The sequence below is a fragment of the Polaribacter sp. M10 genome (genome assembly GCF_054968445.1).
Window position 1 is genome coordinate 1 of record NZ_JBSSBG010000028.1, and the last position, 26,439, is coordinate 26,439.

The 26,439-nt window shown below is 32.6% G+C and carries 23 protein-coding genes; all 23 read left to right on the top strand.

The annotated features are described in order from the left end of the window. Window positions 1-610: 610 nt before the first annotated feature. The 23 genes from ACWYN7_RS16285 (at window position 611) to ACWYN7_RS16395 (ending at window position 25,277) form a co-directional block, all read left to right on the top strand. Window positions 611-1,543 (top strand): Gfo/Idh/MocA family oxidoreductase, encoded by a 933-nt coding sequence (locus ACWYN7_RS16285; protein WP_462861037.1) that lies wholly within the window; start codon window positions 611-613, stop codon window positions 1,541-1,543. Between the two features lie 45 nt (window positions 1,544-1,588). After that, entirely contained in the window at window positions 1,589-2,017 is a 429-nt protein-coding gene (locus ACWYN7_RS16290; protein WP_462861038.1) for an adenylyltransferase/cytidyltransferase family protein, read from the top strand. Window positions 2,018-2,129: 112 nt separating this feature from the next. Beyond that, window positions 2,130-2,561 (top strand): adenylyltransferase/cytidyltransferase family protein, encoded by a 432-nt coding sequence (locus ACWYN7_RS16295; protein WP_462861039.1) that lies wholly within the window; start codon window positions 2,130-2,132, stop codon window positions 2,559-2,561. Between the two features lie 7 nt (window positions 2,562-2,568). Then, window positions 2,569-3,519, top strand: a complete 951-nt coding sequence (locus tag ACWYN7_RS16300; RefSeq protein WP_462861040.1) for a GDP-L-fucose synthase family protein — start codon at window positions 2,569-2,571, stop codon at window positions 3,517-3,519. Window positions 3,520-3,824: 305 nt separating this feature from the next. Then, window positions 3,825-4,184 (top strand): four helix bundle protein, encoded by a 360-nt coding sequence (locus ACWYN7_RS16305; RefSeq protein ID WP_462861059.1) that lies wholly within the window; start codon window positions 3,825-3,827, stop codon window positions 4,182-4,184. Window positions 4,185-4,299: 115 nt separating this feature from the next. Further along, window positions 4,300-5,463: a GDP-mannose 4,6-dehydratase gene (gene gmd / locus ACWYN7_RS16310; RefSeq protein WP_462861041.1), complete on the top strand. Its 1,164-nt coding sequence runs from the start codon at window positions 4,300-4,302 to the stop codon at window positions 5,461-5,463. A 49-nt stretch (window positions 5,464-5,512) separates the two neighbouring features. Next, entirely contained in the window at window positions 5,513-6,928 is a 1,416-nt protein-coding gene (locus tag ACWYN7_RS16315; RefSeq protein ID WP_462861042.1) for a UDP-glucose 6-dehydrogenase, read from the top strand. A gap of 47 nt (window positions 6,929-6,975) precedes the next feature. Beyond that, complete coding sequence (locus ACWYN7_RS16320) at window positions 6,976-7,911, top strand: UDP-glucuronic acid decarboxylase family protein (protein WP_462861043.1); 936 nt, start codon at window positions 6,976-6,978, stop codon at window positions 7,909-7,911. A gap of 185 nt (window positions 7,912-8,096) precedes the next feature. After that, the gene (locus ACWYN7_RS16325) at window positions 8,097-9,023 is read left to right on the top strand and encodes a nitroreductase family protein (RefSeq protein WP_462861044.1); all 927 of its coding nucleotides are present in this window, start codon (window positions 8,097-8,099) and stop codon (window positions 9,021-9,023) included. Window positions 9,024-9,040: 17 nt separating this feature from the next. Continuing rightward, entirely contained in the window at window positions 9,041-10,546 is a 1,506-nt protein-coding gene (locus tag ACWYN7_RS16330; protein WP_462861045.1) for an oligosaccharide flippase family protein, read from the top strand. 20 nt (window positions 10,547-10,566) lie between these two features. Then, entirely contained in the window at window positions 10,567-11,664 is a 1,098-nt protein-coding gene (locus ACWYN7_RS16335) for a polysaccharide pyruvyl transferase family protein (protein WP_462861046.1), read from the top strand. 2 nt (window positions 11,665-11,666) lie between these two features. Continuing rightward, entirely contained in the window at window positions 11,667-12,671 is a 1,005-nt protein-coding gene (locus tag ACWYN7_RS16340) for a glycosyltransferase (protein WP_462861047.1), read from the top strand. A gap of 30 nt (window positions 12,672-12,701) precedes the next feature. After that, the gene (locus ACWYN7_RS16345; RefSeq protein ID WP_462861048.1) at window positions 12,702-13,937 is read left to right on the top strand and encodes a hypothetical protein; all 1,236 of its coding nucleotides are present in this window, start codon (window positions 12,702-12,704) and stop codon (window positions 13,935-13,937) included. After that, window positions 13,897-15,003, top strand: coding sequence for a glycosyltransferase (locus ACWYN7_RS16350; protein WP_462861049.1), 1,107 nt, complete (start codon window positions 13,897-13,899; stop codon window positions 15,001-15,003). The genes ACWYN7_RS16345 and ACWYN7_RS16350 overlap by 41 nt, the downstream gene beginning before the upstream one ends. Beyond that, window positions 15,000-15,557 (top strand): CatB-related O-acetyltransferase, encoded by a 558-nt coding sequence (locus ACWYN7_RS16355; RefSeq protein WP_462861050.1) that lies wholly within the window; start codon window positions 15,000-15,002, stop codon window positions 15,555-15,557. The genes ACWYN7_RS16350 and ACWYN7_RS16355 overlap by 4 nt, the downstream gene beginning before the upstream one ends. A 49-nt stretch (window positions 15,558-15,606) precedes the next feature. Beyond that, window positions 15,607-16,746 carry a polysaccharide pyruvyl transferase family protein gene (locus tag ACWYN7_RS16360; RefSeq protein WP_462861051.1) on the top strand — a complete coding sequence of 380 codons (1,140 nt, stop codon included), beginning with the start codon at window positions 15,607-15,609 and terminating at the stop codon, window positions 16,744-16,746. A 20-nt stretch (window positions 16,747-16,766) separates the two neighbouring features. After that, window positions 16,767-18,164, top strand: coding sequence for a Coenzyme F420 hydrogenase/dehydrogenase, beta subunit C-terminal domain (locus ACWYN7_RS16365; protein ID WP_462861052.1), 1,398 nt, complete (start codon window positions 16,767-16,769; stop codon window positions 18,162-18,164). A 7-nt stretch (window positions 18,165-18,171) separates the two neighbouring features. Next, window positions 18,172-18,729 carry a putative colanic acid biosynthesis acetyltransferase gene (locus ACWYN7_RS16370; RefSeq protein WP_462861053.1) on the top strand — a complete coding sequence of 186 codons (558 nt, stop codon included), beginning with the start codon at window positions 18,172-18,174 and terminating at the stop codon, window positions 18,727-18,729. A gap of 5 nt (window positions 18,730-18,734) precedes the next feature. Then, complete coding sequence (locus ACWYN7_RS16375) at window positions 18,735-19,646, top strand: glycosyltransferase family 2 protein (protein WP_462861054.1); 912 nt, start codon at window positions 18,735-18,737, stop codon at window positions 19,644-19,646. 44 nt (window positions 19,647-19,690) lie between these two features. Beyond that, complete coding sequence (locus tag ACWYN7_RS16380) at window positions 19,691-20,455, top strand: glycosyltransferase family 2 protein (RefSeq protein WP_462861055.1); 765 nt, start codon at window positions 19,691-19,693, stop codon at window positions 20,453-20,455. A 52-nt stretch (window positions 20,456-20,507) separates the two neighbouring features. Beyond that, the gene (locus ACWYN7_RS16385) at window positions 20,508-21,899 is read left to right on the top strand and encodes an undecaprenyl-phosphate glucose phosphotransferase (protein WP_462861056.1); all 1,392 of its coding nucleotides are present in this window, start codon (window positions 20,508-20,510) and stop codon (window positions 21,897-21,899) included. A 195-nt stretch (window positions 21,900-22,094) separates the two neighbouring features. Then, entirely contained in the window at window positions 22,095-22,868 is a 774-nt protein-coding gene (locus tag ACWYN7_RS16390; protein ID WP_462861057.1) for a polysaccharide biosynthesis/export family protein, read from the top strand. A gap of 3 nt (window positions 22,869-22,871) precedes the next feature. Continuing rightward, window positions 22,872-25,277, top strand: a complete 2,406-nt coding sequence (locus ACWYN7_RS16395; protein WP_462861058.1) for a GumC family protein — start codon at window positions 22,872-22,874, stop codon at window positions 25,275-25,277. Window positions 25,278-26,439: the final 1,162 nt, after the last annotated feature.

Below are 26,439 nucleotides of genomic sequence, written 5' to 3' on the forward strand. Positions count from 1 at the left end.
AAATAGAGGTTAGGAAGTAGAAAATATTTTATGTTTAGTATTTGATTCTGGAAGTAGTTTGTAGTTTTGAGCTTAGAACTTAGAACTTAGAACTTAGAACTTAGAGCTTAGAGCTTAGAGTTACGAGTTAAGAGTTCTGAATTATGAATAACGATAGTCGAGCAACGATAAACGAACCACGACCAACGACCCACGACCCACGAAAATAGAGGTTAGGAAGTAGAAAATATTTTATGTTTGATGTTTAGTATTGGATTCTGGAAGTAGTTTGTAGTTTTGAGTTTAGAGCTTTGAGTTACGAGTTAAGAGTTGAGAGTTCTGAATTAGGAATAACGGATAGCGAGTAACGAAACACGACCAACGAACAACGAACCACGAACCACGAACAACGAAACACGACCAACGAACCACGAGCATCGATCAACGAAACACGACCAACGAACCACGAAACAAGAATAGAGAAAATAGATTAGAGAGGAGAGAGGGCAGAGGTGGAAAAATAGTGAAGAGTAGAGTTGTGAGTTATGAGTTATGAGTTCTGAATAACGATAGTCGAGCAACGAAAAACGAAAAACGAACCTTACATAGCAAAAAAAGTGAAAAAATAAAAATGAAGAATTTTGCATTAATAGGAGCAGCGGGTTATATCGCTCCAAGGCATTTACAAGCCATTAAAGAAACCAACAATACCTTAATTGCGGCATTAGATAAGTTTGATAGTGTAGGAATCATGGATCGTTATTTTCCTAAAGCTGATTTTTTTGTGGAGTTTGAGCGTTTTGATCGTCATATTGAAAAATTGAAAAGAAACGGAACGCACTTGGATTATGTGTCGATTTGTACGCCCAATTATTTGCACGATTCACACATTCGGATGGCCTTGCGAAGAGGAGCAGACGCCATTTGTGAAAAACCTTTGGTCTTAAACCCTTGGAATGTAGATGCTCTCAAAGACATAGAAAAAGAGTCTGGTCAAAAAATAAATACCATTTTACAACTCCGTTTGCACCCTAGTATCATCGCATTAAAGCAAAAAGTAGAGGCTGCAAATAACGCCCAAAAGTACGATGTAGACTTAACCTATATTACTTCACGAGGGCGATGGTACGACATTTCTTGGAAAGGAGATCAAAGCAAGTCGGGTGGGATTGCCACCAACATTGGCGTACATTTTTACGACATGCTTTCTTGGATATTTGGAGAAGTTCAAGAAAATATTGTACATTTAAGGACGAAACATGAAGCTTCGGGGTATCTGGAGTTTGAAAGAGCTCGAGTACGTTGGTTTTTGTCGATTGATGAACATTCCTTACCGAAAGCGGTGCAGGAAAAAGGGCAAAGAACCTATCGATCGATTACGATTAATGAGGAAGAAATTGAGTTTAGTTCGGGGTTCACAGAATTGCACAATCGGAGTTATGCCGAAATCATAAAAGGAAACGGTTTCGGATTGGCTGATTCTGAGGAATCTATAAAAATAGTACACGATATTAGGAATTTAACAATTCTTAAAAAAGGGGAAAAACATCCATTTTGTAGTTAAATAAATAAACATATATTTGTCTCAGTATTAATGAAAACAGTAACAATGAAAAAGAAAGCAATTATCGTTTCAGGTTATTTTAATCCTATCCATAAAGGGCATTTAGAGTACTTTAACAATGCCAAAGCCTTAGCAGATGAATTGTTTGTGATTGTCAACAGCGATCTACAAAGGGAGTTAAAAGGATCGAAAGCCTTCCAAAAAGAAGACGAGCGTTTGATTATTGTAAGCAATATAAAAGCGGTAGATAAAGCCATTATCTCGGTAGATCAAGACAGAACCGTTTGTGCTTCGATTACCCACTTAGTAAAAGAATATGGTGAGCAATATGATTTCGCTTTTGCCAATGGCGGAGACCAAAACAACAACTCTATCCCAGAAGTGCCTACTTGTAATGAGTTAGGGGTAACCTTAATTGATGGTTTGGGAGATAAAATACAATCTTCTTCCTGGTTATTGAAAGGTAGGGAGTAGCACCGTTTTTCGTCTATCGTCCGCCGTCCATCGTCTAACGAAAAGCGACCAACGAAAAACGAACAACGGCCAACGAAAAAGAATCAACAAAAAAGAATAAAAATAAATTAACATGAAAATAGGTATAACGTTTAGTGCATTCGATTTGTTTCATGCAGGGCATGTAAAAATGTTAGAAGACGCAAAACAAGAATGTGATTATTTAATTTGTGGCTTACAAACCGATCCAACCTTAGATCGTCCAGAAAAAAATAGACCGATTCAATCTGTGGTAGAACGTTACATTCAGTTAAAAGGCTGTAAGTTTGTGGATGAGATTGTACCTTATGCTACCGAGCAAGATTTGGAAGATGTGTTGCGTTCTTTTAAAATAGACGTGCGCATTGTAGGTGATGAATATATGAACAAGCCATTTACGGGTAGAGAATACTGTGAGAAATCGGGCATCGAATTGTTTTACAACAAAAGAGAGCACCGCTTTTCGAGTAGCGGCTTGCGTAAAGAAGTGCAAGAGAAAGAAAATCTAAAACAAAAAAAGAAATAATTTGTTGATGCAAAAAGATTCCAAAATCTACATCGCAGGCCATAGAGGTATGGTCGGTTCAGCCGTTTGGAGAGCTTTAGAGAAAAAAGGGTATACAAATCTAATTGGTAGAACTAGTAAAGAGTTAGACTTAAAAAACCAAGAAGCCGTACTTAAATTTCTACAAGAAGAACAACCGGATGCAATTATTGATGCTGCTGCTCGTGTAGGCGGTATTTTAGCCAATAACGATTACCCGTATCAGTTTTTGATGGAGAACATGCAAATCCAGAATAGCCTAATTGATGGGGCCTTAAAAACAGGGATTGAAAAGTTTATTTTCTTAGGGAGTTCTTGTATTTATCCTAAGTTTGCGCCTCAGCCCTTAAAAGAAGATTATTTATTAACAGATGCTTTAGAACCAACAAACGAGTGGTATGCGATTGCTAAAATTACTGGAGTAAAAGCGTGTCAGGCCATCCGAAAGCAATTTGGGAAAGATTATGTAAGCTTAATGCCTACCAATTTGTATGGGTATTTTGATAATTTCGATTTAAAAACCTCTCATGTGTTACCGGCTATGATCCGTAAGTTTCACGAGGCAAAATTAAATGATAATGCCCCTGTAACTTTATGGGGAAGTGGTACACCAATGCGTGAGTTTTTGTTTGTAGATGATATGGCAGAAGCCGTGGTGTATGCGCTAGAAAATCAATTGCCAGAGCATTTGTATAATGTAGGTTCGGGTAAAGATATTACCATTAAAGAATTGGCAGAAACCATTCAGAAGGCAGTGGGGCATGAAGGTGACATCGTATGGGATGCAGACAAACCTGATGGTACCCCAAGAAAGTTAATGGATGTTTCTAAGATGAAAGCTATAGGTTGGGCATATCAAACCGAATTGGATGAAGGAATTGCAAAGACCTATGATTGGTTTTTGGAACATATAGATCGTTTTAAGGAAGTGAAAATGTAGGATGAGATGTTTGTTTAGGAGTTTAAGTGTTTAGAGGTTAAAGAAGAGGTCTAAACTGTTAACCAGTTTTAACTAATAAACAATAGAGTAAAGATTAGAGGTTTGGAGGCTAAAGGTTTAGAGGCTTAAAGGTTTAGAGGTTAGGGTTTAGGGGTTAAGAATGAGATTAACCAACTAAACAATTAAACTATTAATCCGAGATTAGAGTTTGAGTATGAAAAATAAACAGTTTATCAAATAACCAAATAAACAGTTAAACAACAATAAGTTTGAGCTATAAAACCTATTCATTTGAGAAACTAGATGTGTATCAAGCAGCAAGAAAATTTAAAATAGAGATAAAGAAAATGAGTTCACAATTTCCCAAGCATGAACGTTTTGATTTAATCAGTCAAATCAATAGGGCCTCTGCAAGTATTTCAGCGAATTTAGCTGAAGGTTCTGGAAGGTCTTCGAATTTTGACCAAGCGCATTTTACAAACATCTCTTATGCTTCAGGATTAGAAATTATAGATCATTTAAACACTGCTTTGGATTTAAGCTATATAAAAGAAGACAAATATGAAGCAATAAGAATTCAATTAGACGGTATATTAAGTAAGTTGAATGCTTTATATAAATATCAATTGAAGAATACAAACACATTAAAAAAGAAATTAAATTAGATATATTTTATTTGTTTTTGGTTGTCAATAAGGTAGTTAACAATTAACCAATTAACCAATTAACCAATTAACCAATTAAACAATTAAACCGTTAAAAACCGAACAATAAAAAAATATGAAAGTTGCATTAATCACAGGAATCACAGGGCAAGATGGCTCGTATTTAGCAGAATTATTATTAGAAAAAGGCTACGAGGTACATGGTATTAAAAGAAGGTCTTCTTTGTTCAACACCGATCGTATCGATCACTTGTATCAAGATCCTCATGACCCTAATCAACGCTTAAAGTTGCATTATGGTGATTTAACGGATTCGATGAATTTAACGCGAATCATTCAAGAATGCCAACCTGATGAAATTTACAACTTAGGGGCCATGTCTCATGTTAAGGTTTCTTTTGACATGCCAGAATATGTGGGGAATGTAGATGCCTTGGGTACTTTAAGAATCTTAGAAGCCGTACGTTTGTTAGGCTTAACTAAAAAAACAAAAATATACCAAGCCTCTACGTCTGAATTGTTTGGAGGTTTGCCAGAAAATAAAAATGAACGTGGTTTTTATGATGAAAACTCGCCGTTATATCCGCGTTCTCCTTATGGAGTCGCTAAAATATACGGATTTTGGATTACTAAGAACTACAGAGAAGCTTACGACATGTTTGCATGTAATGGCTTGTTATTCAACCACGAATCGCCAAGAAGAGGGGAAACTTTTGTAACGAGAAAGATTACGAGAGCTGTGGCAAAAATAGCTTTGGGCTTGCAAGACAAAGTCTTTTTAGGGAATTTAGAAGCCAAACGTGACTGGGGGCATGCCAAAGATTATGTTCGCATGATGTGGATGATTTTACAAGCCGACAAAGCGGAAGATTGGGTGATTGCTACAGGAGTTACCACCACCGTGCGCGATTTTGTAAAGATGGCCTTTGCAGAAGTAGGTATTGGAATAGAATTTAAAGGCGAAGGCGTAGAAGAAAAAGGGTTTATCAAATCAATAGACCAAGAAAAATATGCCACTGTCACTTCGAGCGTAATCGAGAAGTCTAGCTTACCAAAAATCGGCCAAGAAGTGCTATCCGTAGACCCTTCGTATTTCCGACCAACAGAAGTAGACTTATTGTTGGGAGATCCTACCAAAGCCAAAGAAAAATTAGGCTGGGTTCCAGAATACGACTTGGCTGCTTTGGTGAAAGACATGATGCAAGGGGATGTAGCATTGATGAAAAAGGATGTTGATTTATTAAAGGCTGGTCATGAAATCTTAAAACAAGTAGAGTAGTGCAGTGCTGAAGCCTCCAAAACTGAGTATAATAATAATACCCTCATAAATGAAAAAAATTAAAAATATTTGTTGCCTTGGTGCAGGTTATGTAGGTGGTCCTACCATGTCTGTGATTGCCCTAAAATGTCCTGATATTAAAGTGACTGTAGTGGATTTGAATGCCGATCGTATTACGGCTTGGAATGATGAGAATTTGGACAATTTACCGGTTTATGAACCCGGTTTGGCGGAAGTAGTAGGTGAGGCAAGAGGTAAAAATTTGTTTTTTTCAACAGATGTAGATGGAGCCATTGCCGCAGCAGATATGATTTTTATTGCGGTAAATACGCCAACCAAAACCTATGGAGAAGGAAAAGGAATGGCGGCCGATTTAAAATTTGTTGAATTGTGTGCACGTCAAATTGCGGAAGTAGCCACCACCGATAAAATTATCGTAGAAAAATCTACTTTACCCGTACGTACCGCAGAAACCTTACAAACCATTTTGGATAGCAACGGAAATGGAGTGCATTTTGAAGTTCTGTCTAATCCTGAGTTCTTAGCAGAAGGTACTGCCATAGACGACCTGTTTAATGCTGATCGTGTTTTAATAGGTGGAAAACAAACGCCAAGTGGTCAGGCTGCCATTCAAGCTTTGGTAGATGTCTATGCACATTGGTTGACACCAGATCAAATTTTAACCACCAATGTATGGTCTTCAGAATTGTCTAAATTAACGGCCAATGCCTTTTTAGCGCAACGTATTTCATCCATAAATGCCTTATCTGCCTTATGTGAAGCTACGGAAGCCGATGTGGATGAAGTGGCACATGCTATTGGAACCGACAGTAGAATTGGGCCAAAATTCTTAAAAGCCTCTGTAGGTTTTGGGGGTTCTTGTTTTCAAAAAGACATTTTAAACCTGGTGTATTTGTGTCGTTATTTTAATTTGCCAGAAGTTGCTGAATATTGGGAGCAGGTGATTAAGATGAACGATCATCAAAAATACCGTTTTGCAAAAAACATTATTACCACGCTTTTTAATACGGTAAATGGTAAAAAAATTGCCTTTTTAGGTTGGGCCTTTAAAAAAGATACCAATGATACCCGTGAATCTGCGGCGATCTATGTAGCTGAATATTTGATTGAAGACGGAGCAGAAATTCATGTATATGATCCAAAAGTATCGGAAGCCAAAGTTAGAGCGGATTTGAGTTATTTATGGGAATTGAAAGGATTGGCAGCAGAAAAAATCAAACAAAAACAAGCACAAGTTTTTGTGTATGAAGACCCGAAACTAGCCATGAACAAATCGCATGCCATAGCTGTATTGACAGAATGGGATGAGTTTAAAACCTATGATTGGAAAGAAATTTACCAACATATGTTTAAGCCAGCTTTTGTGTTTGATGGACGTAATATATTAGATGCGGCAGCCATGAAAAGTATCGGTTTTCAGTTTAAAGGAATTGGGAAAGGTTAAAATTAGTGAACAAATCATGTGAATATGGTTTATAAAAAGACAAGGATATGAAACGAATTTTAATAACTGGTGGAGCTGGTTTTGTGGGTTCTCATTTATGTGAACGTTTGTTAAACGAAGGCAATGAGGTATTGTGTTTGGACAATTATTTTACCGGAGCTAAAAAGAATATCAATGCACTAAGAAGCAACCCAAACTTTGAAATGATACGTCATGACATTACGGAGCCTTATTATGCAGAAGTGGATGAAATTTATAACTTGGCATGCCCTGCCTCTCCTGTACATTATCAATTTAACCCTATTAAAACCATCAAAACTTCGGTGATGGGTGCCATCAATACCTTAGGGTTGGCAAAACGTGTTGGCGCAAAGATTTTGCAAGCGAGTACTAGTGAAGTGTATGGAGATCCAGCTGTACATCCTCAAAAAGAGTCCTATTGGGGAAATGTAAACCCTATTGGAATTCGTTCGTGTTATGATGAAGGCAAACGTTGTGCAGAAACCTTATTTATGGACTATCACATACAAAACAAGGTGGCCATTAAAATTATCCGAATATTTAATACCTATGGGCCTAATATGAATCCAGCCGACGGTCGCGTGGTGTCTAATTTTATCATGCAAGCCTTACGAGGAGAAGACATTACCATCTTTGGGGATGGAACGCAAACCCGTTCTTTTCAGTATGTCGATGATTTGGTAGAAGGGATGGTCCGTATGATGGGATCTGAAGATGCCTTTTTAGGGCCTGTAAATCTAGGGAACCCAAACGAATTTACGATGCTAGAATTGGCACAAGAAGTGATTCGTTTGACCAACTCAAACTCAAAAATTGTACACCTACCTTTGCCCAAAGACGATCCCAAACAACGTCAACCAGATATCAGCTTAGCCAAAGAAAAGCTAAATGGTTGGGCGCCTAGTATTCAGCTAGAAGAGGGATTGAAAAAAACAATTGGGTATTTTGAGGAGTTAGTGTAACCAAAGAGAAATTAGGTTGGGTACCAGAATATGACTTAGAAGCCTTGTTAAAAGACACGATGCAAGGGGATGTAAAGCTGACGAAAAAGGATATGGATCTGTTAAAAGTGGGCACGAGATATTAAAAACAAGAAGAATAGCTAATTCTAAATACATCAATATTATTAATAGAGTACTTATATACTATGAAACAAACAATAATTGAAGTTTTAAATGCATTATATGATTTAAAAAACTTTTTGAAATATTCTTTTAAGATTAGTGATCTCAAAAACAAGGACCAATATAAAGCATACTTAACCAAACAATATCATACCGTTGAAAAAGGGTTAGCCCTTCCGAAACCAAGACTTGGTTTTGGAGAACATAAAATAAACGATCTTCTTCGTTTAACACCACGTTATATTAATAGTTTTGGAGAAGATGGTTTAACTTATAATATAATTGCTGTTTTAAAAGAATATTTAAACTATCATTCTCAATTTGAGTACAAGTCTCAATTAATCGACAGTATAGAATTGTTTATAAATAATAAAAAAAGTACAGATGAAACGGGAGGGGTTAGAAATTTTAAAACTTCTAATATTACTAAAACTGAATATTTTGAATTTGTAAAGGCAAGAGCTAGTGTTAGAAATTTTAAAGATCTACAAGTTAGTGAAGAGGTTGTACTCGAGGCAATACAAACAGCAAAATACACGCCTTCTGTTTGTAATAGGCAAGGTTGGAAAGTTCATGTTTATCAAGGTAATGATGCTCTTAAAATGTTAAATTTGCAAAACGGGAGTGGAGGGTTTAGAGAAAATGTTAAAACGGTTGCAATAGTAACTGGTGATATAAATTATTTTTCTAAAAATGAGAGAAATCAAATAGGAATTGATTCTGGCATGTTTTGTATGTCATTAATATTATCATTTTATAGTTTAGGTGTTGCATCTTGTGCTCTAAATACTTGTGTTTCATTAAAATCAGAAAAAAGAATTAAACATGCAGGACATATCCCAAAACATGAAAAAGTAATCATGTATTTAGCCTTAGGATATGCTCAAGACAATTGTGTTGTTGCTAAGTCACAAAGAAGATCTAATGAATCTTTTGTTAAATTTCATTAACATATAGCATTAATCAAATGAACCAAATTAAAGGAGGAGCATTATTATCATATTTATTAATTATCCTCAATAATATTATTGGAATTACGTATACTCCTTTCATGATTAGGACATTGGGGAAATCAGAATTTGGGCTTTATTCTTTAGCAGCAGCTGTTGTTGGATATCTAACCATTATGGATTTAGGTTTTGGAAATGCTATTATTAGATTTACTTCTAAATATAGAGCCTTAGGTGATATTAAAACCCAAAACAATTTGCATGGTATGTTTATAGTCATTTACAGTGCAATAGGGGTAATTGTTGCTTTACTTGGATGTCTGTTATACTTTAATACAAGTGCAATTTTTGGAGATGCAATGAGCTTAGAAGAACTACAAAAAATTAAGGTTCTATTAGCATTGTTAACATTTAATTTAGCAATAACTTTTCCTTTTAGTATATTCGGTTCAATAATTATTGCACATGAAAATTTTATCTTTTCTAAAATAGTTAACATTCTAAGAGTAGTTATTAACCCTTTAATAATGATTCCTTTACTATTGTATGGTTATAAATCTATTGCTTTAGTTGTAGTTTTAACTTCTTTAAATGTTATTACATTACTCATAAATTTTGCCTATTGTAAAATTAAAATTGGTATAAATCCAAATTATGGTTTTTTTGATATGTCATTATTGAAGGAGATACTCGGATATTCATTTTACGTTTTTTTAGTTGTAATAGTTAATCAAGTTTATTGGAACACTGGACAATTTGTTTTAGGGGCGGTAGCAGGTACTGTAGCAGTAGCTATTTTTGCGGTAGCTATGACGGTTAAAAATTTGTACTTTTCGTTTTCTACTTCAATAGTAGGTGTTTTGTTACCAAAATTAACCAAAATGGTAACTTCAAAAGCTTCAGATGATGAATTATCAGATATATTTATTAAGGTTGGGCGTTTACAATTTATTGTTCTCTCTTTAATACTATCGGGTTTTATTATATTTGGTAAAACATTTATAGAATTATGGGCAGGATCAGATTACTCTAGTTCCTATGCTATGGCTTTGTGGATCATGATTCCTGTAACAGTGCCTTTAATACAGAACTTAGGCATCACTATTTTACAAGCTAAAAATCAACAAAAATTTAGAGCAATATCACTGCTAATTGTTGCAACATTAAATATTATTATTACCATGCCTTTGGCAAAAGAATTAGAAGGTTTAGGTTGTGCAATAGTTACAGGGACTAGTTTAATTATAGGGAATGGTTTAATTATGAATATTTATTATCATAAAAAAATTGGACTTAATATTGGTAAGTTTTGGATAGAAATTTTAAAAATAAGTATGCCCGTAATGTTATCAGTAATAATTTTTCAACTTTTTACTACTTTTATACCTTTTGAGTTTTCTTTGATAAATTACATTTTAGAAATCATTTTGTATGGTATAGTATTCATAGGATTAATGTGGATGTTAGGTATGAATTCCTATGAGAAAAATATTTTTAAATCACTATTATACAATAGAAAATAATGGATAAAACAACAAATAAAATGAAAATAGGTGTTCTAACACTTCCATTAAAAGGAAATTATGGAGGAGTTTTACAAGCATTTGCACTATTAAATTATTTAAAAAGTAAAGGTTATGAGGCGTATTTAGTAGACCGACAGTGGGATGCAAGAAAGAAAAAAACGTTAATATATTATGTACAGAAGTATTTTTTTCATAGCTATATAATAAAAAATGTGAAAAAGTTTAGTGATAAATGGATTCAACCGAGAACGATTAAAATAGATACTCAAATAAAAATGCGTCAGTTAAATAATGAAGGATTTGATGCTTTTATAGTAGGAAGTGATCAAGTATGGAGGGTTGAACATATTGGGGGTATTAAAAATAATTTTTTTTTAGATTTTGTGGAAGATCCTAAGGTAAAGAAAATTTCCTATGCTGCTTCTTTTGGAAAAGATACTGTAGACGGCACTAAAGAAAAGTTAAATGATATTTCTAAATTAATGAAAGATTTTACAGCAATTTCTGTTCGTGAAAATTCTGGTATTAAAATTTGTAAAGAAGTATTTGGTGTCAACGCTATCCAAGTTTTAGATCCAACCTTGTTACTGAATGCTGAAGATTATATCCCAATCATAGAAAAGAAATATAGCACACCTTTAAAAAAATGTCTTACGGTATATGTTTTAGATACAAAAAAGGAAAAATGGGATATTATAAGAAACGTAGCTAAAAATTTAGATTTAGAAATCAACTCCATAAATTACAAGAAAAACCCATCGTTAATTATAAAAAATAAAGGGTTAGATTTTTACAATTATATATACCCTCCAATGTCCAATTGGTTAAGAGGATTTAGAGACGCTGAGTTTATAGTAACAGATTCTTTTCATGGTATGTTATTTTCGGTAATTTTTAAAAAACAATTTTTAATAATTGGTAATGTTAAAAGAGGTTTGGCAAGATTTAATTCTTTCTTAAAAATGTTAAAATTAGAACATCGTTTAATAACTGAACATACTAAAGATTATTTAGAAATAATTAAAACAGATATAGATTATTTAAAAGTTGATGAGATATTAAATTTAGAAAGAGAAAAATCAATTTCATTTTTAGAGAATAATATAAATAATTAAACATGAAAATTGCGTTTTATCTTTATCCAGAAATTGTTTTGTCTGGCAAATCTAATGGTGTTAGAGGGCAAGCTATTACTTGGGCTAAAGGTTTAAGAAAAAATGGTCATGAAGTAATAGAAATAAACCCATGGGGTAATTATAATTGGATTTCTTTTGATGTTATACACGTGTTTGGTAAAGGTATTTGGATATATTCTTTTGTTAGTGAATTATATAAAAAAAATAAAAACATTGTTATATCACCAATTATAGATTCTAACCAATCTTTATTTAAATATAAACTTTCTACCTTTTTAGGTTCTAAAAAACTCAGATTATGGTCTTCTACATATGCACTAAAGCAAACCTTACCATATATTAAGGGTGTATTTGTAAGATCAGACCACGAATCTCGTTATTTTAGTGAAGCTATGAATCTTAATGATTCAAAAATTTTTAAAGTTCCACTAAGTTATGAAGATCTTTTTTCGGAAGAATACGCAACTATAAAAAAAGAAAACTTTTGTTTACACATTAGCTCTATTTACCAACCTAGAAAAAATGTGTTAAGATTAATACAAGCAGCAAAAAAATATAAATTTAATTTGGTATTAGCTGGAGCAAAAGGTACAGAAGAGCAATTTGCTCCACTAAAGAAAGAAATAGGAGATGCCAAAAACATTGATGTACTAGGTTTTATTTCTGAAGAAGAAATGAAAGATTTATATGCAAGAGCAAAAGTATTTGCTTTACCAAGTATTTTAGAAGGGGTAGGTATTGTTGCTTTAAATGCCGCTAGGTTTGGTTGCGAAATTGTAATTACTAATATTGGTGGGCCAAAAGAGTATTACCAAAATATGGCATTAAGTGTAAATCCTTTTGATGTTGATGAAATTGGAAAAGCGATTTTGCAATCAATGCATAAGAAAAACCATCAACCAATTTTAAGAAATCACGTGTTAAATAACTATTCTGAAGAAAAAATTAATATTATTTTAGAATTGGCGTACAAAAGCTTTTCCTAATTATAAAAACTTATTTAAGACACATAGAAATTGAAGAACACAAATTCAACATTATTATTTAATACAGGAATATCATTAACATTAATGGGCGTTCCTTTAGGTATGTACTTAACTCAAGTTTTCCCTATTATAAAGTGGTCTATTGTTTTTATGTTTTTTTCAATTTTATTTATGACGTCTTTTAAAAATATTTTTTTAGGCAAACTTCCTTTATTTAATAAAAAATTTAAAATAATCTTATTATTTCAAGTATTGATGCTTATATATGGTTTATTATCAGATAAATTAACAAGTCAATATTTAAGTTTTCATTTTTATATTATTGCTTTGATTTTTGCTTATTCATCAAAAAATACTAATTTTAAATTCAAAAATTTAATAAAAAATGTTTTTTTTATATCCAGTATAGTTTCACTCTTTGGATTTTATTATTTACAATCAGGTATAGTCACGAGTTCTGAAAGCTATTTAGATAGGCAATCTGAAAGTTATGTTTTAGATACGTTTACGATAGCTCTTGGGGCTTTAGTTAATTTTATCGCTGTTCTCTTTTTATTAGTAAAGAAATCAAAACTCAGGTTTCTTTTTATTGTGTTTTTAGGACTAGATATCTATGTAATTTTTATGTCTACAAAAAGAACTCCTATTTTTACAGCTATTATTATTTTAATATTGTTTTTTTATAAGATGGGTAATTTAGATAGTAAAGAAATTTTAAAATACTTAAAATCATTTTTATTCTTACTTGTATGCTCATTATTTATTTATTTTTCTTTAGATACAGTGAGAGAAATTGTAAATGAATTTATATATAATTTTTATTCAGGTGTTTTAAATATTTTAGGTAATGCAGAAGTTCAAGATAGTACTGGATCAGCTATTTATAGGTATAAGACAAGGCTTTATGCCTATAATTATATTGACAATAATTTTAATTTATTCAATTATATATTTGGAGCGGGGTATATGACAAAATGGTTGGATAACCCGATATTACAATCTTATTTCGATATGGGTGTTATTGGCTTTATATTATTTGTTTATCTAGTTATCATATACCCGATAAGGAGTTTTTTTAAATTAAAAAATGAACTTACACTTTTTGCAATGCTATTTTGTTTATATAATACATTATCATCATATTCTTCTGGTAATCCATATCTATATATTAAATTTATCCCAGTAGTTTTTCTAGTATTTACAGTTCATTTAGAAAATAAAAAAAATGAAAATAATAATAATTTACCATTACATAGCACATTATAGGTTGCCAATCTTTAAAGAACTTAAGAGTTCTACAAAATTAGAGATTGATTTGGCTGCAGGTGTTAATACAGACGGTTCTATTAAAGTGATACAGCAAGAAGTTTTAGATTTCAAATTGTTACAAAATAAATGGTTTTTTCAAAAAAAAATGTTGTGGCAGAAAGGGGTAGTTAGCTTGATATTTAAAAAATATGATCATTATATTTTTTTAGGAAACCCTTATTTTATTAGTACATGGTGCTCTTTATTTATATGTAAAATTCTAAGAAAAAAAGCTTCTATTTGGACACATGGGGTAACTTTTAATTTATCAAAAAAAAAGAAATTTATCTTTAAATTTTTGTGGGCCTTATGTGATAAAATATATGTATATGGCCATTATGCAAAAAATAAAATGATTGATTATGGTGTTAACGAAAAAAAGATTATTGTTATATATAATTCATTAGATTATAAAAATCAAATCGATATTAGAAATAGTTTTGTAAAAAACAATTTATACTTAGATCATTTTAAAAATACAGACCCTGTATTAATTTTTACAGGAAGACTAACAAAAATTAAAAAGCTACATCAAATTATAGAAGTAATGAATTTGTTAAGAGATAATAATATTGAATGCAATTTAATTTTTGTTGGAGATGGAGATGAAAGAGAGGGTTTAGAAAAATTAACTAAAAAATTATCATTAGAAAAAAAAGTTTGGTTTTATGGAGCTTGTTATGATGAAAGTTTAATTGGTGATTTTTTTATGAATTCACATATATGTATTGCACCAGGTAATGTTGGTTTAACAGCAATGCATTCTTTGGTATTTGGGACTCCAGTAGTTACACATTCTAATTTTGAAGCACAAATGCCTGAATTTGAAGCTATAGAAGATGGCGTAACTGGTAGCTTTTTTGAAAAGGATAATGTAGAGGATTTAGCTGACAAAATTAAATTTTGGTTATTAATGGATGAGGAGAAATTTAAAGAACACAGAAAGGCATGTTTTAAAATTATTGATGAAAAATACAATCCTGTTGTTCAAAAAGAAATTTTGGAAAAATCTTTACTACAATGAAAATCGTATTAAAAAAATTATACAAATACATTAAAATGTATTTTGTTAGGAAAAAATTTAATTTAAATAAAAAAAATATTCATAAAACGTTTTATGTGGCTAAAGGAATTTATTTGTCATCAGATTTAAAGGCAGGTGCTTTTTCTTATGTAGGTACTAATAGTCTTATTTATCCTAATGTAGAAATAGGAGATTACACGATGATAGCCAATGATGTTAAAATAATTGGCGGAGATCATACTTTTAATGTTTCAGGAAAACCAATGATTTTTTGTGATAGAGGTATTGTTCGTAAAACTAAAATAGGTAAAGATGTTTGGATTGGTGCTAACGCAATTGTGTTAACCGGTATTGAAATTGGAAATGGAGCTATTATTGCTGCAGGCTCTATTGTTACCAAAGATGTAAAGCCTTATGAAATAGTTGGAGGTTCACCTGCTAAAAAAATTAAAATGAGATTTGAAATTAATGAAATTAAATTACATGAAGAAATGCTTAAAAAATCAATTGATGAATTAGGTCTGAGTGAAAAAGATTTATGTGCTAATAGATAATTTTCTATCAAGTAATTTAAAATATCCACATTACAATAACTTATAATAAATGAAAAAGACAGGAATCATTACAATATTAAATGTCAATAATTATGGTGCAGAATTACAAGCATTTGCCTTACACCACAAGTTAAAATTATTGGGATACGATAATGAAATTATCAATTATTTATATTACAAGAATCCCAATTATATAAAAGAAGCATCGGCTAATCCTTTAATTAAAACCACTTTTAAAAATACCTTAAAAGATACTGTCTTAAAGTGGCTCGATCAATATAGCGCATTTAAATATCCGAAAATAGCTAAGCTCAGAAAACAAAGATTTGATCACTTTCATGCCAAAAACACGTCAGTTTCCAAACCATTCAAAAGTTATTCCGAATTATACAATGCCCAGCATACCTATAATAATTTTATTGTGGGTAGCGATCAAGTTTGGAACCCTAATAACGGGACCAATATTGCACCCTATTTTTTAACTTTTGCGCCTAAAGATGCCAATAAAGTATCCTATGCATCGAGTTTTGGTGTGGGTAGTATTGATCAAGCTTATTATGCTCAATATAAAGCCTGGCTCAACAATTTAACCCATGTTTCAACAAGAGAATCGGATGGTGTAAACATTATTAAGGAAGTTTCGGGCAGAAAAGCAACGCACGTAGTTGATCCAACCTTATTATTAACAAAGTCTGATTGGCAAAGTTTTATGGTTCCTTACCAAAGCGATACTCCATATATTTTGTTTTTTATTTTTAAAAGAAATAAATATGCTGAAGAGTTGGCCTATAAAATTCAAAAGAAAACAGGTTATAAAATTATAAGAGTTTGTAAAAATGAAATCCCTTTAGAATCTGATGATAAAATGTTAAACATTCGTGACTTTGGGCCAGCTGAATTTTTAGGTTTATACAATTCAGCTTCCTTTGTGTTAACCACATCTTTTCACGGTAGTATTTTTTCATTGATTTTCGAAAAACCTTTTTATACTATTACTCCAGCAAGTAAAAATAACAACAGTAGACAGCAAAGTTTAATGGATATGGTAAATTTACAAGATAGATTGCTTACAGAAGGGAGTAGTATAGATTTTAAAAAAATGAATGATATAGATTTTGATAGCGTAAGAAAACTTTTACAAAAAAATATATCAGACTCGGAAAAATACTTGAAGATGTCTTTAATTTAACCTTATAAAAGATACAAAATATGAACAAAATTAAAAATATTAAAGAAGTAGTTGACGGAGGGTTTTGTGTAGGTTGTGGTGCTTGTGCATATAGCACTGGTACTTCAATGGAGTTAAATAAGTTTGGAGAATATGTACCTAACGTTAATGAAATTTCTCAAGTTGAATTGCAAAAACAACAAAGAGCCAACTTTGTTTGTCCTTCTTTGAATCCGGAATATAATGAAGATAAATTATCACTGGCTTTTTTTGATCAAAAAGAATCTAGTAAAAGTCAATATATTGGAAATTACAAAAGCATATATGGAGGTTATGTAAAGGAAGATGAGTACAGAAGTAGAGGGACATCTGGTGGTTTTGGTACCTATATAGGTGCGGCTTTATTTAATAGAGGTCTTATTGACGGTGTTATACATGTTAAAGAAAGTAAAAGGGATAGCCCAACAGATCCTTTTTTTAAATATGGTCTAAGCACTTCTTTAAAAGAAATTCAAGCTGGTGCACGTACCAAATATCATGTAATTGAACTCTCAGAAATTTTAAATTTATTGCATAAAAAGCCTGGTAAGTATCTTTTAGTAGGAGTTCCTTGTATGATTAAAGCGATTCGTAGAATTCAACTTAAAGATACTTATGTAAAAGAATCTATAAAGTTTACTATGGCATTAGTTTGTGGTCACTTAAAAAGTGTAAACTGGACATTATCTTTAGCTTGGGGGAAAGGAATCGAACCTGAAAAAGCTAGTACTTTTAAATACAGAACAAAAGGACCAGGTATACCAGCACGTGCTTACGTATTTACAGCTTATACCGAAACAAAAGAAATTGTGGAAGATTCGGGTAATGTTATAGGAGGTAAGTTTAATCAAGGAGCAATGATGCTTCCAGCTTGTAATTTTTGTGATGATGTTGTAGGTGAAACTGCAGATATTACTGTTGGAGATGCTTGGTTGCCTCAATTTGAAGTAGATGCTCAGGGAACAAACATGTTAATAATTAGAAACAAAGAAATAGACGATTTATTAAAGACATGTATAGCAGAGGAAAGGGTTTCATTGGTGGATATAACTGAAGCTGAGGTAAAAGATGCTCAATCTGGGGGGTTTAGACAACGTAGAGAGGGGCTGTCATATCGTTTGAATCGTATGGACCTACAAGGCAAAGCCAGACCAGTAAAAAGAATAAAAGCTGGAAGTTTTGTAATTGCACCATTAAGAAAAATTATTTATGCTATGAGGTATAAAGTAACTTACAAATCTAGAGTTTTGTTTGAAATTGCTTTAAATACTAATAATTATGAATTTTACAAAAAGAGAATGAAATTTTTGTTAAAAACATTACGCTTACTTGAAGTTTCGAGCTCAGCTTCTAGAATTATTAGAAAAAAAATAGCATATATTAAATTAAATAAAAGTTGATTCAACTATGAGTTATGATAGTTTGACAATGACTGATACTCGTCATAAATTTTCAATTAAAAATAAGATTGCAAGAATTTTATGGAAAGTGGTATATATTATTTTTTTTAGGCCTTTTTCATTAAGGTTTTTTAGAAAATACAGAACATTTGTATTACGTTTATTTGGAGCAAAGATTTCTTATACATGTACAGTACATTCTAGCGTAAGAGTTTGGGCTCCATGGAATTTAGAGTTAGGTGATTTTGTTTGTATTGGACCAAAAGTAGATTGTTATAACCAAGGTAAAATAAAAATAAAAGAAGGTGCAACTATTTCTCAAAAAGTATATTTGTGTGCCTCTAGTCATAACTTTAACAAGAAATCACATCCACTTTTTGTTGCTCCAATTTTAATAGAAGATCAAGTTTGGGTGGCTGCAGATGCTTTTGTAGGACCTGGAGTCACTATACATCAAGGTGCGGTAGTTGGTGCTAGAGCTGCAGTTTTTAAAGATGTCTCAGCATGGACGGTTGTAGGAGGTAATCCTGCTAAATATTTAAAGCAAAGAGAATTAAAAGATTAAAAGTTATGCAGCCAGGTATTTCGACATTCATTTTAACCTATAACGAAGAAAAGCATATTGCCAGAGCGGTTAAGAATGCCTTTTTGTTTTCTAAAGAGGTGTTTTTAATTGATTCATTTTCCACAGATCAAACGACAGCTATTGCCGAAAATTTAGGTGCAAAAGTGTACCAAAACAAATGGGAAAACAATCATTCCAAACAGGTGAATTGGGGGTTGCAGCACCTGCCCATAAAAACAGAGTGGGTGTTTCGTTTGGATGCAGATGAATATCTTTCTGATGCATTGATTGCTGAAATTCATCAAAAGTTACCAAATATTTCCAAAGAAGTTTCAGGGATCGTGTTTGAACGAAAAATGTATTTTTTAAATGTGTTGATGGAAAAAGGGATGTTACAAATGAATATTTTAAGAATGTTTCGATATGGCCATGGTATTTGTGAAGATCGCTGGATGGATGAACATATTGTGTTAACCCAAGGTACTTCAATGTTGTTCTCGGGTTATTTTGTAGATCATAACCTGAACTCATTGGGTTGGTGGATTCAAAAACATAATAATTACGCCATAAAAGAAGCGATTGAATTGTTGGATGTTGAATTGGATTTGATAGCAAAGGCCAAAGGAAACTCCAAATTGTCTGAAGATGCAGCGCAAAAGAGAATCAAAAAGAAGAAATATGCAAAAATGCCTTTATTTTGGCGCTCGTTCCTGTATTTTTTATACCGATATTTGATAAAGTTTGGTTTTTCACAAGGAAAAGAAGGGTTTCTATGGCATTTTTTACAAGGTTGGTGGTACAGAACTTTGGTTGATGCAAAAGTGTTTGAAATTAAAAAAAAATGCGGTACGGATAAACAAAAAATTATTCAATTTTTGGAGACCCATTACAATATAAAACTGATACCCGAAAAATAGGATGAGCAGATCGAAAATAATTTTAAAAGAAGTATTTCACCACTATGAAAGTATCCATCATTACCATTGTCTATAACAATGCGGCTTGTATCGAAAGTTGCATTCAATCGGTGTTAGCACAAAGCTATCCTAATATCGAACACATTATTATCGATGGGGGGTCTACTGATGGCACTCAACAAGTGATTGCACCTTATGTGCCCAAATTGGGCTATTACAAATCTGAAAAAGACAAAGGTTTGTACAATGCCTTAAACAAAGGGATTCAAGTAGCCACAGGGGATGTGATTGGCATTTTACATTCGGATGATTTGTTTTATGAATCCACCACCATAGAAAAGGTGGTTCAAGGTTTTCAACAATCAAATGCCGATTTGTTGTATGCCCATGGATTGTATGTAGAACGGGATGCGATTGATCATATTAAACGAGTCTATCCAGGGAAACCCTATCAAAAAAAGTACTTGAAGTATGGATGGATCCCTTTGCATACCACCATTTATGTAAAAAAAGAAGTATTTGAAAACTATGGTCTTTATGACGAATCGTATCGCATTGCCAGTGATTATGAAATTTCTTTGCGATGGTTCTTTAATGACAGCATTAAAAAATATTTTTTGGATGATTTTATTGTAAAAATGCGCTTGGGGGGCAAGAGCACAACCTTAAAATTGCAAAAGAAAAAGTCTGCAGAAGATTTGCAGATCATTCAAAAATACCCTTTGTGGGGTGTTTTAACTTTAAGTTTTAAAATTTTACGTAAAATAAAACAATATGCCTTGCCAAAAGTAAAGCGCTATGCCTCTTAGCATCTAAGGCTTTATGGTAAAAATGTATCTTTGTGAACTATAAAAAAAATATATGAAAAAAAATAAATCCAAATTCATTCCTTTAATCTTCTCCATTGTGGATGTATTGCTATTCGTGATTGCCTTTTTTGTGGCGAATTATATGGTGTTTCAAGGACAGGTACCAAGTTTGATCTTTTACAATAGCTTTATCGTAGTTGGTTGTATTTTATGGGTGGGGTTGAATTTAAAATTTGACATCTACGAAGTGCCCAGAATTATTTACATGCACAAATTGTTGGGGAAGAATTTATACACCCTAGTGACCTTTGGCTTTTTATGTGGAGGACTTATTTTCTTTATTACAGATTATAAATTTTCGAGGGTTTTCTTTTTGTATTTACTATTGATTTTTACCGTTTTGGTTTTATGCTGGCGTTTTGTTTCCTATACCTTGGTGAAGGTATATCGTAGAAAAGGTTACAATTATAGTAAGATTGTGTTGGTTGGGATGAATGAAAACATTTTGAAATTGATTGATAAGGTCTATTTCAATGCCAATTATGGGTTTAAAATTTCCGGTTTGTTTACAGATGCAAACATCACCGAAGATTTGCAAGCGCATTTCAAGGGGAAGTTATCACAAATCTTTGATTTTTTAGAAAAAAACCATGTGCATGAAATCATCATTTCTTTGCCCTACCATCAAAGCAAATTAATTAATGATTTGTTTCGTTATGCGGACAACAATATGATTCGAGTTCGGGTAATTCCAGAATTTTCGGAGTATTTGTCCCAACGCTTTTCCATCAATTACATTCAGCATGTTCCGATCATGAAATTGAGAAGTGAACCTTTGAAGAGTTTTACCAATCGATTTATCAAAAGGGCTTTTGATGTTACTTTTTCTTCTTTGGTCGTATTGCTCATTTTTTCTTGGTTGTTTCCCATCATTGCGATTATCATTAAATTAACCAGTAAAGGCCCTGTATTTTTTGTGCAAAAAAGAACGGGCCAAGATGGTAAGGCCTTTGATTGCTTCAAGTTTCGAAGTATGACTGTAAACAAAGAATCCGATTCGGTACAAGCTACTAAGAATGATTCGAGAGTTACCAAATTTGGCGCTTTTATGCGCAAAACCAGTATAGACGAATTGCCACAAATTTTTAATGTATTGTTAAACAACATGTCTTTGGTGGGGCCTAGACCGCACATGTTAAAGCATACCGAAGAATATCGGGTATTGGTGGACAAATTTATGGTGCGCCACTTTGCCAAACCAGGCGTAACCGGTTGGGCACAGATCAATGGTTATCGAGGAGAAACCAAACAAGTTAAGGATATGGAAAATAGAGCCAATGCTGACATTTGGTATGTAGAAAACTGGAGTTTTTTTTTAGATGTGAAAATTGTAGTGATTACAGCCTGGTCGATGTTTTTTAAAAAAGATGAAAATGCGTTTTAATCACAACACGTCATTGCGACCTTTATACTGTCATTGCGAACGCTATATTGTCATTGCGAACGGAGTGAAGCAATCTTTAAGTCAAAAGACACAGATTACTTCAGTCGTTCCTCCTTCGTAATGACCTTACAAACAATCCTTAGTTTAGTTAGTTACAATTCCAAAGAATTTGCTATTTTAGCCCAAAATATATTTATGAAAAACTTTTTAACATATACTTTATTGCTTGTCTTGTTGCTACAATTAAGTGCTTGCGTTTCAAAAAAAGAAATTATTTATTTTCAAAACGACACAATAGATCAATCTAAAGTATCCAACAGTTACAAAACCATCATCAAACCGGATGATCTGTTGCAAATTACCATTACGGCGTTGGATACCGAAGCCGTAAAACCCTTTAATTTGGCAGCTGTAACCTATTCCACCTCATCCAATTCTGCCATTGGGGTGGCCCAACAGCAAAGTTATTTGGTGGATACCAAGGGAGAAATAGATTTTCCGGTATTGGGGAAATTAAAAATAGGAGGCTTAACCCGTGATGAATTGATTGAATTTTTAAAAAGTAAGCTAGATCCAGATTATATTTTAAATCCAAACATAAACATCCGTATCGCGAATTACAAAGTAACCGTATTAGGAGATGTACGTTTGCCTGGAAGTTATTCGGTTCCTAATGAACGGATTACCATTTTAGAAGCCATTGGTTTGGCGGGGGATTTAAACATTTCTGGACAAAGACATAACGTTTTAGTCAATCGTGAAGAAAACGGGAAAAAAGTGCAGTACCAAGTGGATTTGTTGTCAAAAGAATTGTTTACCTCACCAGTATATTATTTACAACAAAATGATGTGGTGTATGTGGAGCCCAATTATGCAAAAATTCAGTCGGCATCTTCAAATTCAAGTACTTCCTTATTCATTTCTATGACAGGGCTTTTAGTTTCTTTAATCACCCTATTCACTCGATAATTTATGCAAGATAATAACAATACTATTTCAGTTTTTAATCAGAAAAGTGAGAATGATTCCATTAATATCAGAGAAGAATTAGACAAATATATTCTTAATTGGAGATGGATTGTCTTTTCGATAGTGATAGCCATGATATCAGCCTTTGTCTATTTACGTTATGCCACACCGACCTATAGTGCTACGGCTTCAATTATGATCAAGGACAATCAAAAATCGGGAATTTCTACAGAATTGGCTGCCTTTGAAGATTTGGGAATCATCGGTGGGAATTCTGCCAACAATCCTGAAAATGAAATTGAAATTTTAAAATCGCGTAAGATTATTGGCCATGTGGTGGATTCCTTAGAATTGAATGTGCGTTATTTTTTCGAAGGAAGGGTGAAAACTACTGAAATTTATGAAGATTTACCCCTCCAGCTTAAATTTTTATCTTCAGAACCCAAGAATATACAAATTGATACTTCCTTTGTGGTTACCATTGTGGATAAGAATCAATTAGAAATACAAAATGTTAATTTAAGACAAAGTTTATCAGCTAGTTTTGGTGAAGTTTTAGGAAATAAATATTTTCCTTTTAGGATCGAAAAAACTTCCCATTTCAATTCAGCTGATTTAGAAAAATCGATTCTTGTTAAAATTACATCCCGTGATCTTGTAATTGACAATTACAGAAGTCGTATCAATATAAGTGCTATTGATAAAAACTCTAGTGTATTAAATTTAAATTTAGTAGATGTGTTGCAAGTAAAAGCAGTAGCTATTTTAGATGAATTGGTGAAACAATACAATTTGGATGCTATCAATGATAAAAATTTGGTTTCTCAAAAAACCAAAACTTTTATCAACGAACGCTTAAAAACAGTCGGTGGTTATTTGGCTTTAGCACAAGATAATGTAAAGGAATACAAGACTAAATATGGGATTACAGGGTTAAGTACAGAAGGAACCTTGGCATTAGAAGAAGTTTCTTTGAACAATGCTAAAATTGTGGAGATTCAAAGCCAATTGAGTTTGGCAAATTGGATTTTAAAAAAACTCACCCAAGAATCTGAAAACAATGAGATTCTACCGACTAATTTAGGTTTTACTGATGCTGCCATATCGTCTTCTATTAATCAGTATAATGAATTGGTATTAAATAAAAATAAGTTGTTGGTGATTGCAGGAGAATTGAACCCACAATTGATTGAATTGAACCGACAAATTGTAGTCTTGAAAAAGAGTTTGCTTGCTAGTATTTCCAATCTGCAAAAATCTTTAGAAATACAATTGGAACAATTAAAACAAGAAGCTCAAAAGGTGTCGGCTAAAATATCTAACATTCCATTGATTGAAAGAGGAATGATTGATATTGAACGCCAAAAAGAAATTTATTCGGAATTGTATTCCTATTTGTTAAAGAAAAAAGAAGAAACGGCTATTTCTTTGGCAGTCACTGTACCTAATGCCAAAATTATTGACTACGCTTATTCTAATGGGGTACCGGTATCTCCTAAAAAGAAAATTGTTTATTTGGCAGCATTTCTCATCGGGTTCATGGTTCCTTTTGGTTTTATTTACATCAAAAATCTATTGGATACTAAAATTCATACTCGTAAAGATATTGAAGACAACACCACCATTCCATTTTTAGGAGACGTACCGCATTCAGAAACCGATGAAAAAGTGGTGATTAAAAGTGATTCTAGAACCAGTACTGCAGAAGCCTTTCGTTTGATACGAACCAATCTAGATTTTATGTTGGCTTCCAAAGTCAATGAAAAAGGGAAAACGATCTTTGTAACGTCTACGACTAGTGGTGAAGGGAAGTCTTTTATTTCTATTAATTTGGCAGCAGCTTTGTCTTTATCTAATAAAAAGGTCTTGTTGTTGGGGGTAGATTTAAGAGCACCCAAAGTAACGGAATATTTAGGAATTCCAGAACGCAAGGGAATTACCAACTTTATTACCAATGAATCTTTAACTTTAGAGGATATTAAATTTTCAATTCCACAGATAAAAGGACTCGATATTATTGCTTCTGGTGTGATTCCACCTAACCCTGCAGAATTGTTATTAGGTGATCGTACCAAACAATTGTTTGCAGAGGTAAAACAAGACTATGATTTTATCATTGTAGATACTGCACCCGTAAATTTGGTGACGGATACCTTTTTAATTTCAAAACATGCAGACATTACCTTATATGTGTCTAGAGCCAATTATTTAGACAAACGCATGCTAAAAGTAGCACAAAACTTATATACTGAACAAAAATTAAATAATATGGCCATTGTATTGAACGATACTGACATGACCAGAGGTTATGGATATGGATATGGATATGGTTATGGTTATGGTTATGGTTATGGAGCAAGCTATTTAGAAGTTACTAAAAAACCATGGTACAAGCGTATTTTTAAGTAAGCGTATTAGAATAGATTAGAGTAAGTGGAGTTTTAGAACTCCACTTTTTTTTTGATACGAGTTAACTATAGTTTAGATTTCTCCACAAGGTCGAAATGACAGGCGAATTCTTGTGGAGGAATTTATTTTTTCATAAAATAATGTTCATTCTTTTTTCCATTGATGAACCCCGAAACAAGTTCGGAACAGGCTTCACCAAAAAAATCTAGACTTCCTATAATTTTCTTGAATACTATATACTATTCCACTATCGCGTCCAGACCGTTTCACTCTTTGGACGCTTGCCGTTTCATAGTATTTGTATTCTTACGAAAATTCTAGGATGTCCGTTAGTGAGATTGTATTTAGTTTTTGAATGTAAAGATTTCTCGGTTTCGCTTGCGCTCTACTCGAAATGACAGGTAGATATTGAATGGAGAATATATATGTCATTCCGACCTTGTGAAGAGACTCAATTGTAGTGATTACAAATTAATGGATCTTGCTGTTGTGGATTTAGATAAAATTTTGTCAATTCGAGTGAATTTCACGATTGAAATGAGTGAAATTTGTATCGAGAATAAAAATTTTATCCATTAAATGGGTTCTCGATACAATTTCTCGTACCTCAAAATCACTCGAACTGACAAATTAATATGTTTTTTAGATTCTAAATGTACAACTAACTGGTAGATTCCTCTATTTGGCTATTTGCTAAGCAAGGTACTTTCAATCAAAATATATTTTAGTTTCAGCGATAATCAGTATGTATTCAGCTTGTCATCTCGACTTTATGGAGAGATCTAAGAGATTTCTCGGTTCCGCTATCGCTCTACTCGAAATGACAGGTAGATATTAAATTGAGAGTACATATGTCATTCCGACCTTGTGGAGAGATCTGTTTTGGTTGTTCGTTGTTCGTTATTGGTTGTTCGTTGTTCGATGGATGAAGAACGATATTCGATGTTCGTTATTGGTTTTTCCTATTTGATTTATCGACATACTTTAATTTTCTGTAAAAATTCAATATCACTGTAACTGAGGAGTGTCCAAAGAGTGTAACGTAGTGAAACGGTCTGGACATGGATCGTGAAAGGGATAGTAGCATTTAAAGAAAATAAAATAAGTCTAGATTTTTGGTTCTTTTCATCAATGGAAAAGAACAGAGGGATTAAAAGAGTTG

Bases quoted from the DNA above. Each gene is read 5' to 3' on its own strand.
- ACWYN7_RS16325 (WP_462861044.1), top strand. From the start codon at position 8,097: ATGAAACAAACAATAATTGAAGTTTTAAATGCATTATATGATTTAAAA.
- ACWYN7_RS16290 (WP_462861038.1), top strand. From the start codon at position 1,589: ATGAAAAAGAAAGCAATTATCGTTTCAGGTTATTTTAATCCTATCCAT.
- ACWYN7_RS16295 (WP_462861039.1), top strand. From the start codon at position 2,130: ATGAAAATAGGTATAACGTTTAGTGCATTCGATTTGTTTCATGCAGGG.
- ACWYN7_RS16365 (WP_462861052.1), top strand. From the start codon at position 16,767: ATGAACAAAATTAAAAATATTAAAGAAGTAGTTGACGGAGGGTTTTGT.
- ACWYN7_RS16340 (WP_462861047.1), top strand. From the start codon at position 11,667: ATGAAAATTGCGTTTTATCTTTATCCAGAAATTGTTTTGTCTGGCAAA.
- ACWYN7_RS16285 (WP_462861037.1), top strand. From the start codon at position 611: ATGAAGAATTTTGCATTAATAGGAGCAGCGGGTTATATCGCTCCAAGG.
- ACWYN7_RS16335 (WP_462861046.1), top strand. From the start codon at position 10,567: ATGAAAATAGGTGTTCTAACACTTCCATTAAAAGGAAATTATGGAGGA.
- ACWYN7_RS16375 (WP_462861054.1), top strand. From the start codon at position 18,735: ATGCAGCCAGGTATTTCGACATTCATTTTAACCTATAACGAAGAAAAG.
- ACWYN7_RS16360 (WP_462861051.1), top strand. From the start codon at position 15,607: ATGAAAAAGACAGGAATCATTACAATATTAAATGTCAATAATTATGGT.
- gmd (WP_462861041.1), top strand. From the start codon at position 4,300: ATGAAAGTTGCATTAATCACAGGAATCACAGGGCAAGATGGCTCGTAT.
- ACWYN7_RS16320 (WP_462861043.1), top strand. From the start codon at position 6,976: ATGAAACGAATTTTAATAACTGGTGGAGCTGGTTTTGTGGGTTCTCAT.
- ACWYN7_RS16385 (WP_462861056.1), top strand. From the start codon at position 20,508: ATGAAAAAAAATAAATCCAAATTCATTCCTTTAATCTTCTCCATTGTG.
- ACWYN7_RS16330 (WP_462861045.1), top strand. From the start codon at position 9,041: ATGAACCAAATTAAAGGAGGAGCATTATTATCATATTTATTAATTATC.
- ACWYN7_RS16370 (WP_462861053.1), top strand. From the start codon at position 18,172: ATGAGTTATGATAGTTTGACAATGACTGATACTCGTCATAAATTTTCA.
- ACWYN7_RS16300 (WP_462861040.1), top strand. From the start codon at position 2,569: ATGCAAAAAGATTCCAAAATCTACATCGCAGGCCATAGAGGTATGGTC.
- ACWYN7_RS16380 (WP_462861055.1), top strand. From the start codon at position 19,691: ATGAAAGTATCCATCATTACCATTGTCTATAACAATGCGGCTTGTATC.
- ACWYN7_RS16355 (WP_462861050.1), top strand. From the start codon at position 15,000: ATGAAAATCGTATTAAAAAAATTATACAAATACATTAAAATGTATTTT.
- ACWYN7_RS16315 (WP_462861042.1), top strand. From the start codon at position 5,513: ATGAAAAAAATTAAAAATATTTGTTGCCTTGGTGCAGGTTATGTAGGT.
- ACWYN7_RS16350 (WP_462861049.1), top strand. From the start codon at position 13,897: ATGAAAATAATAATAATTTACCATTACATAGCACATTATAGGTTGCCA.
- ACWYN7_RS16390 (WP_462861057.1), top strand. From the start codon at position 22,095: ATGAAAAACTTTTTAACATATACTTTATTGCTTGTCTTGTTGCTACAA.
- ACWYN7_RS16395 (WP_462861058.1), top strand. From the start codon at position 22,872: ATGCAAGATAATAACAATACTATTTCAGTTTTTAATCAGAAAAGTGAG.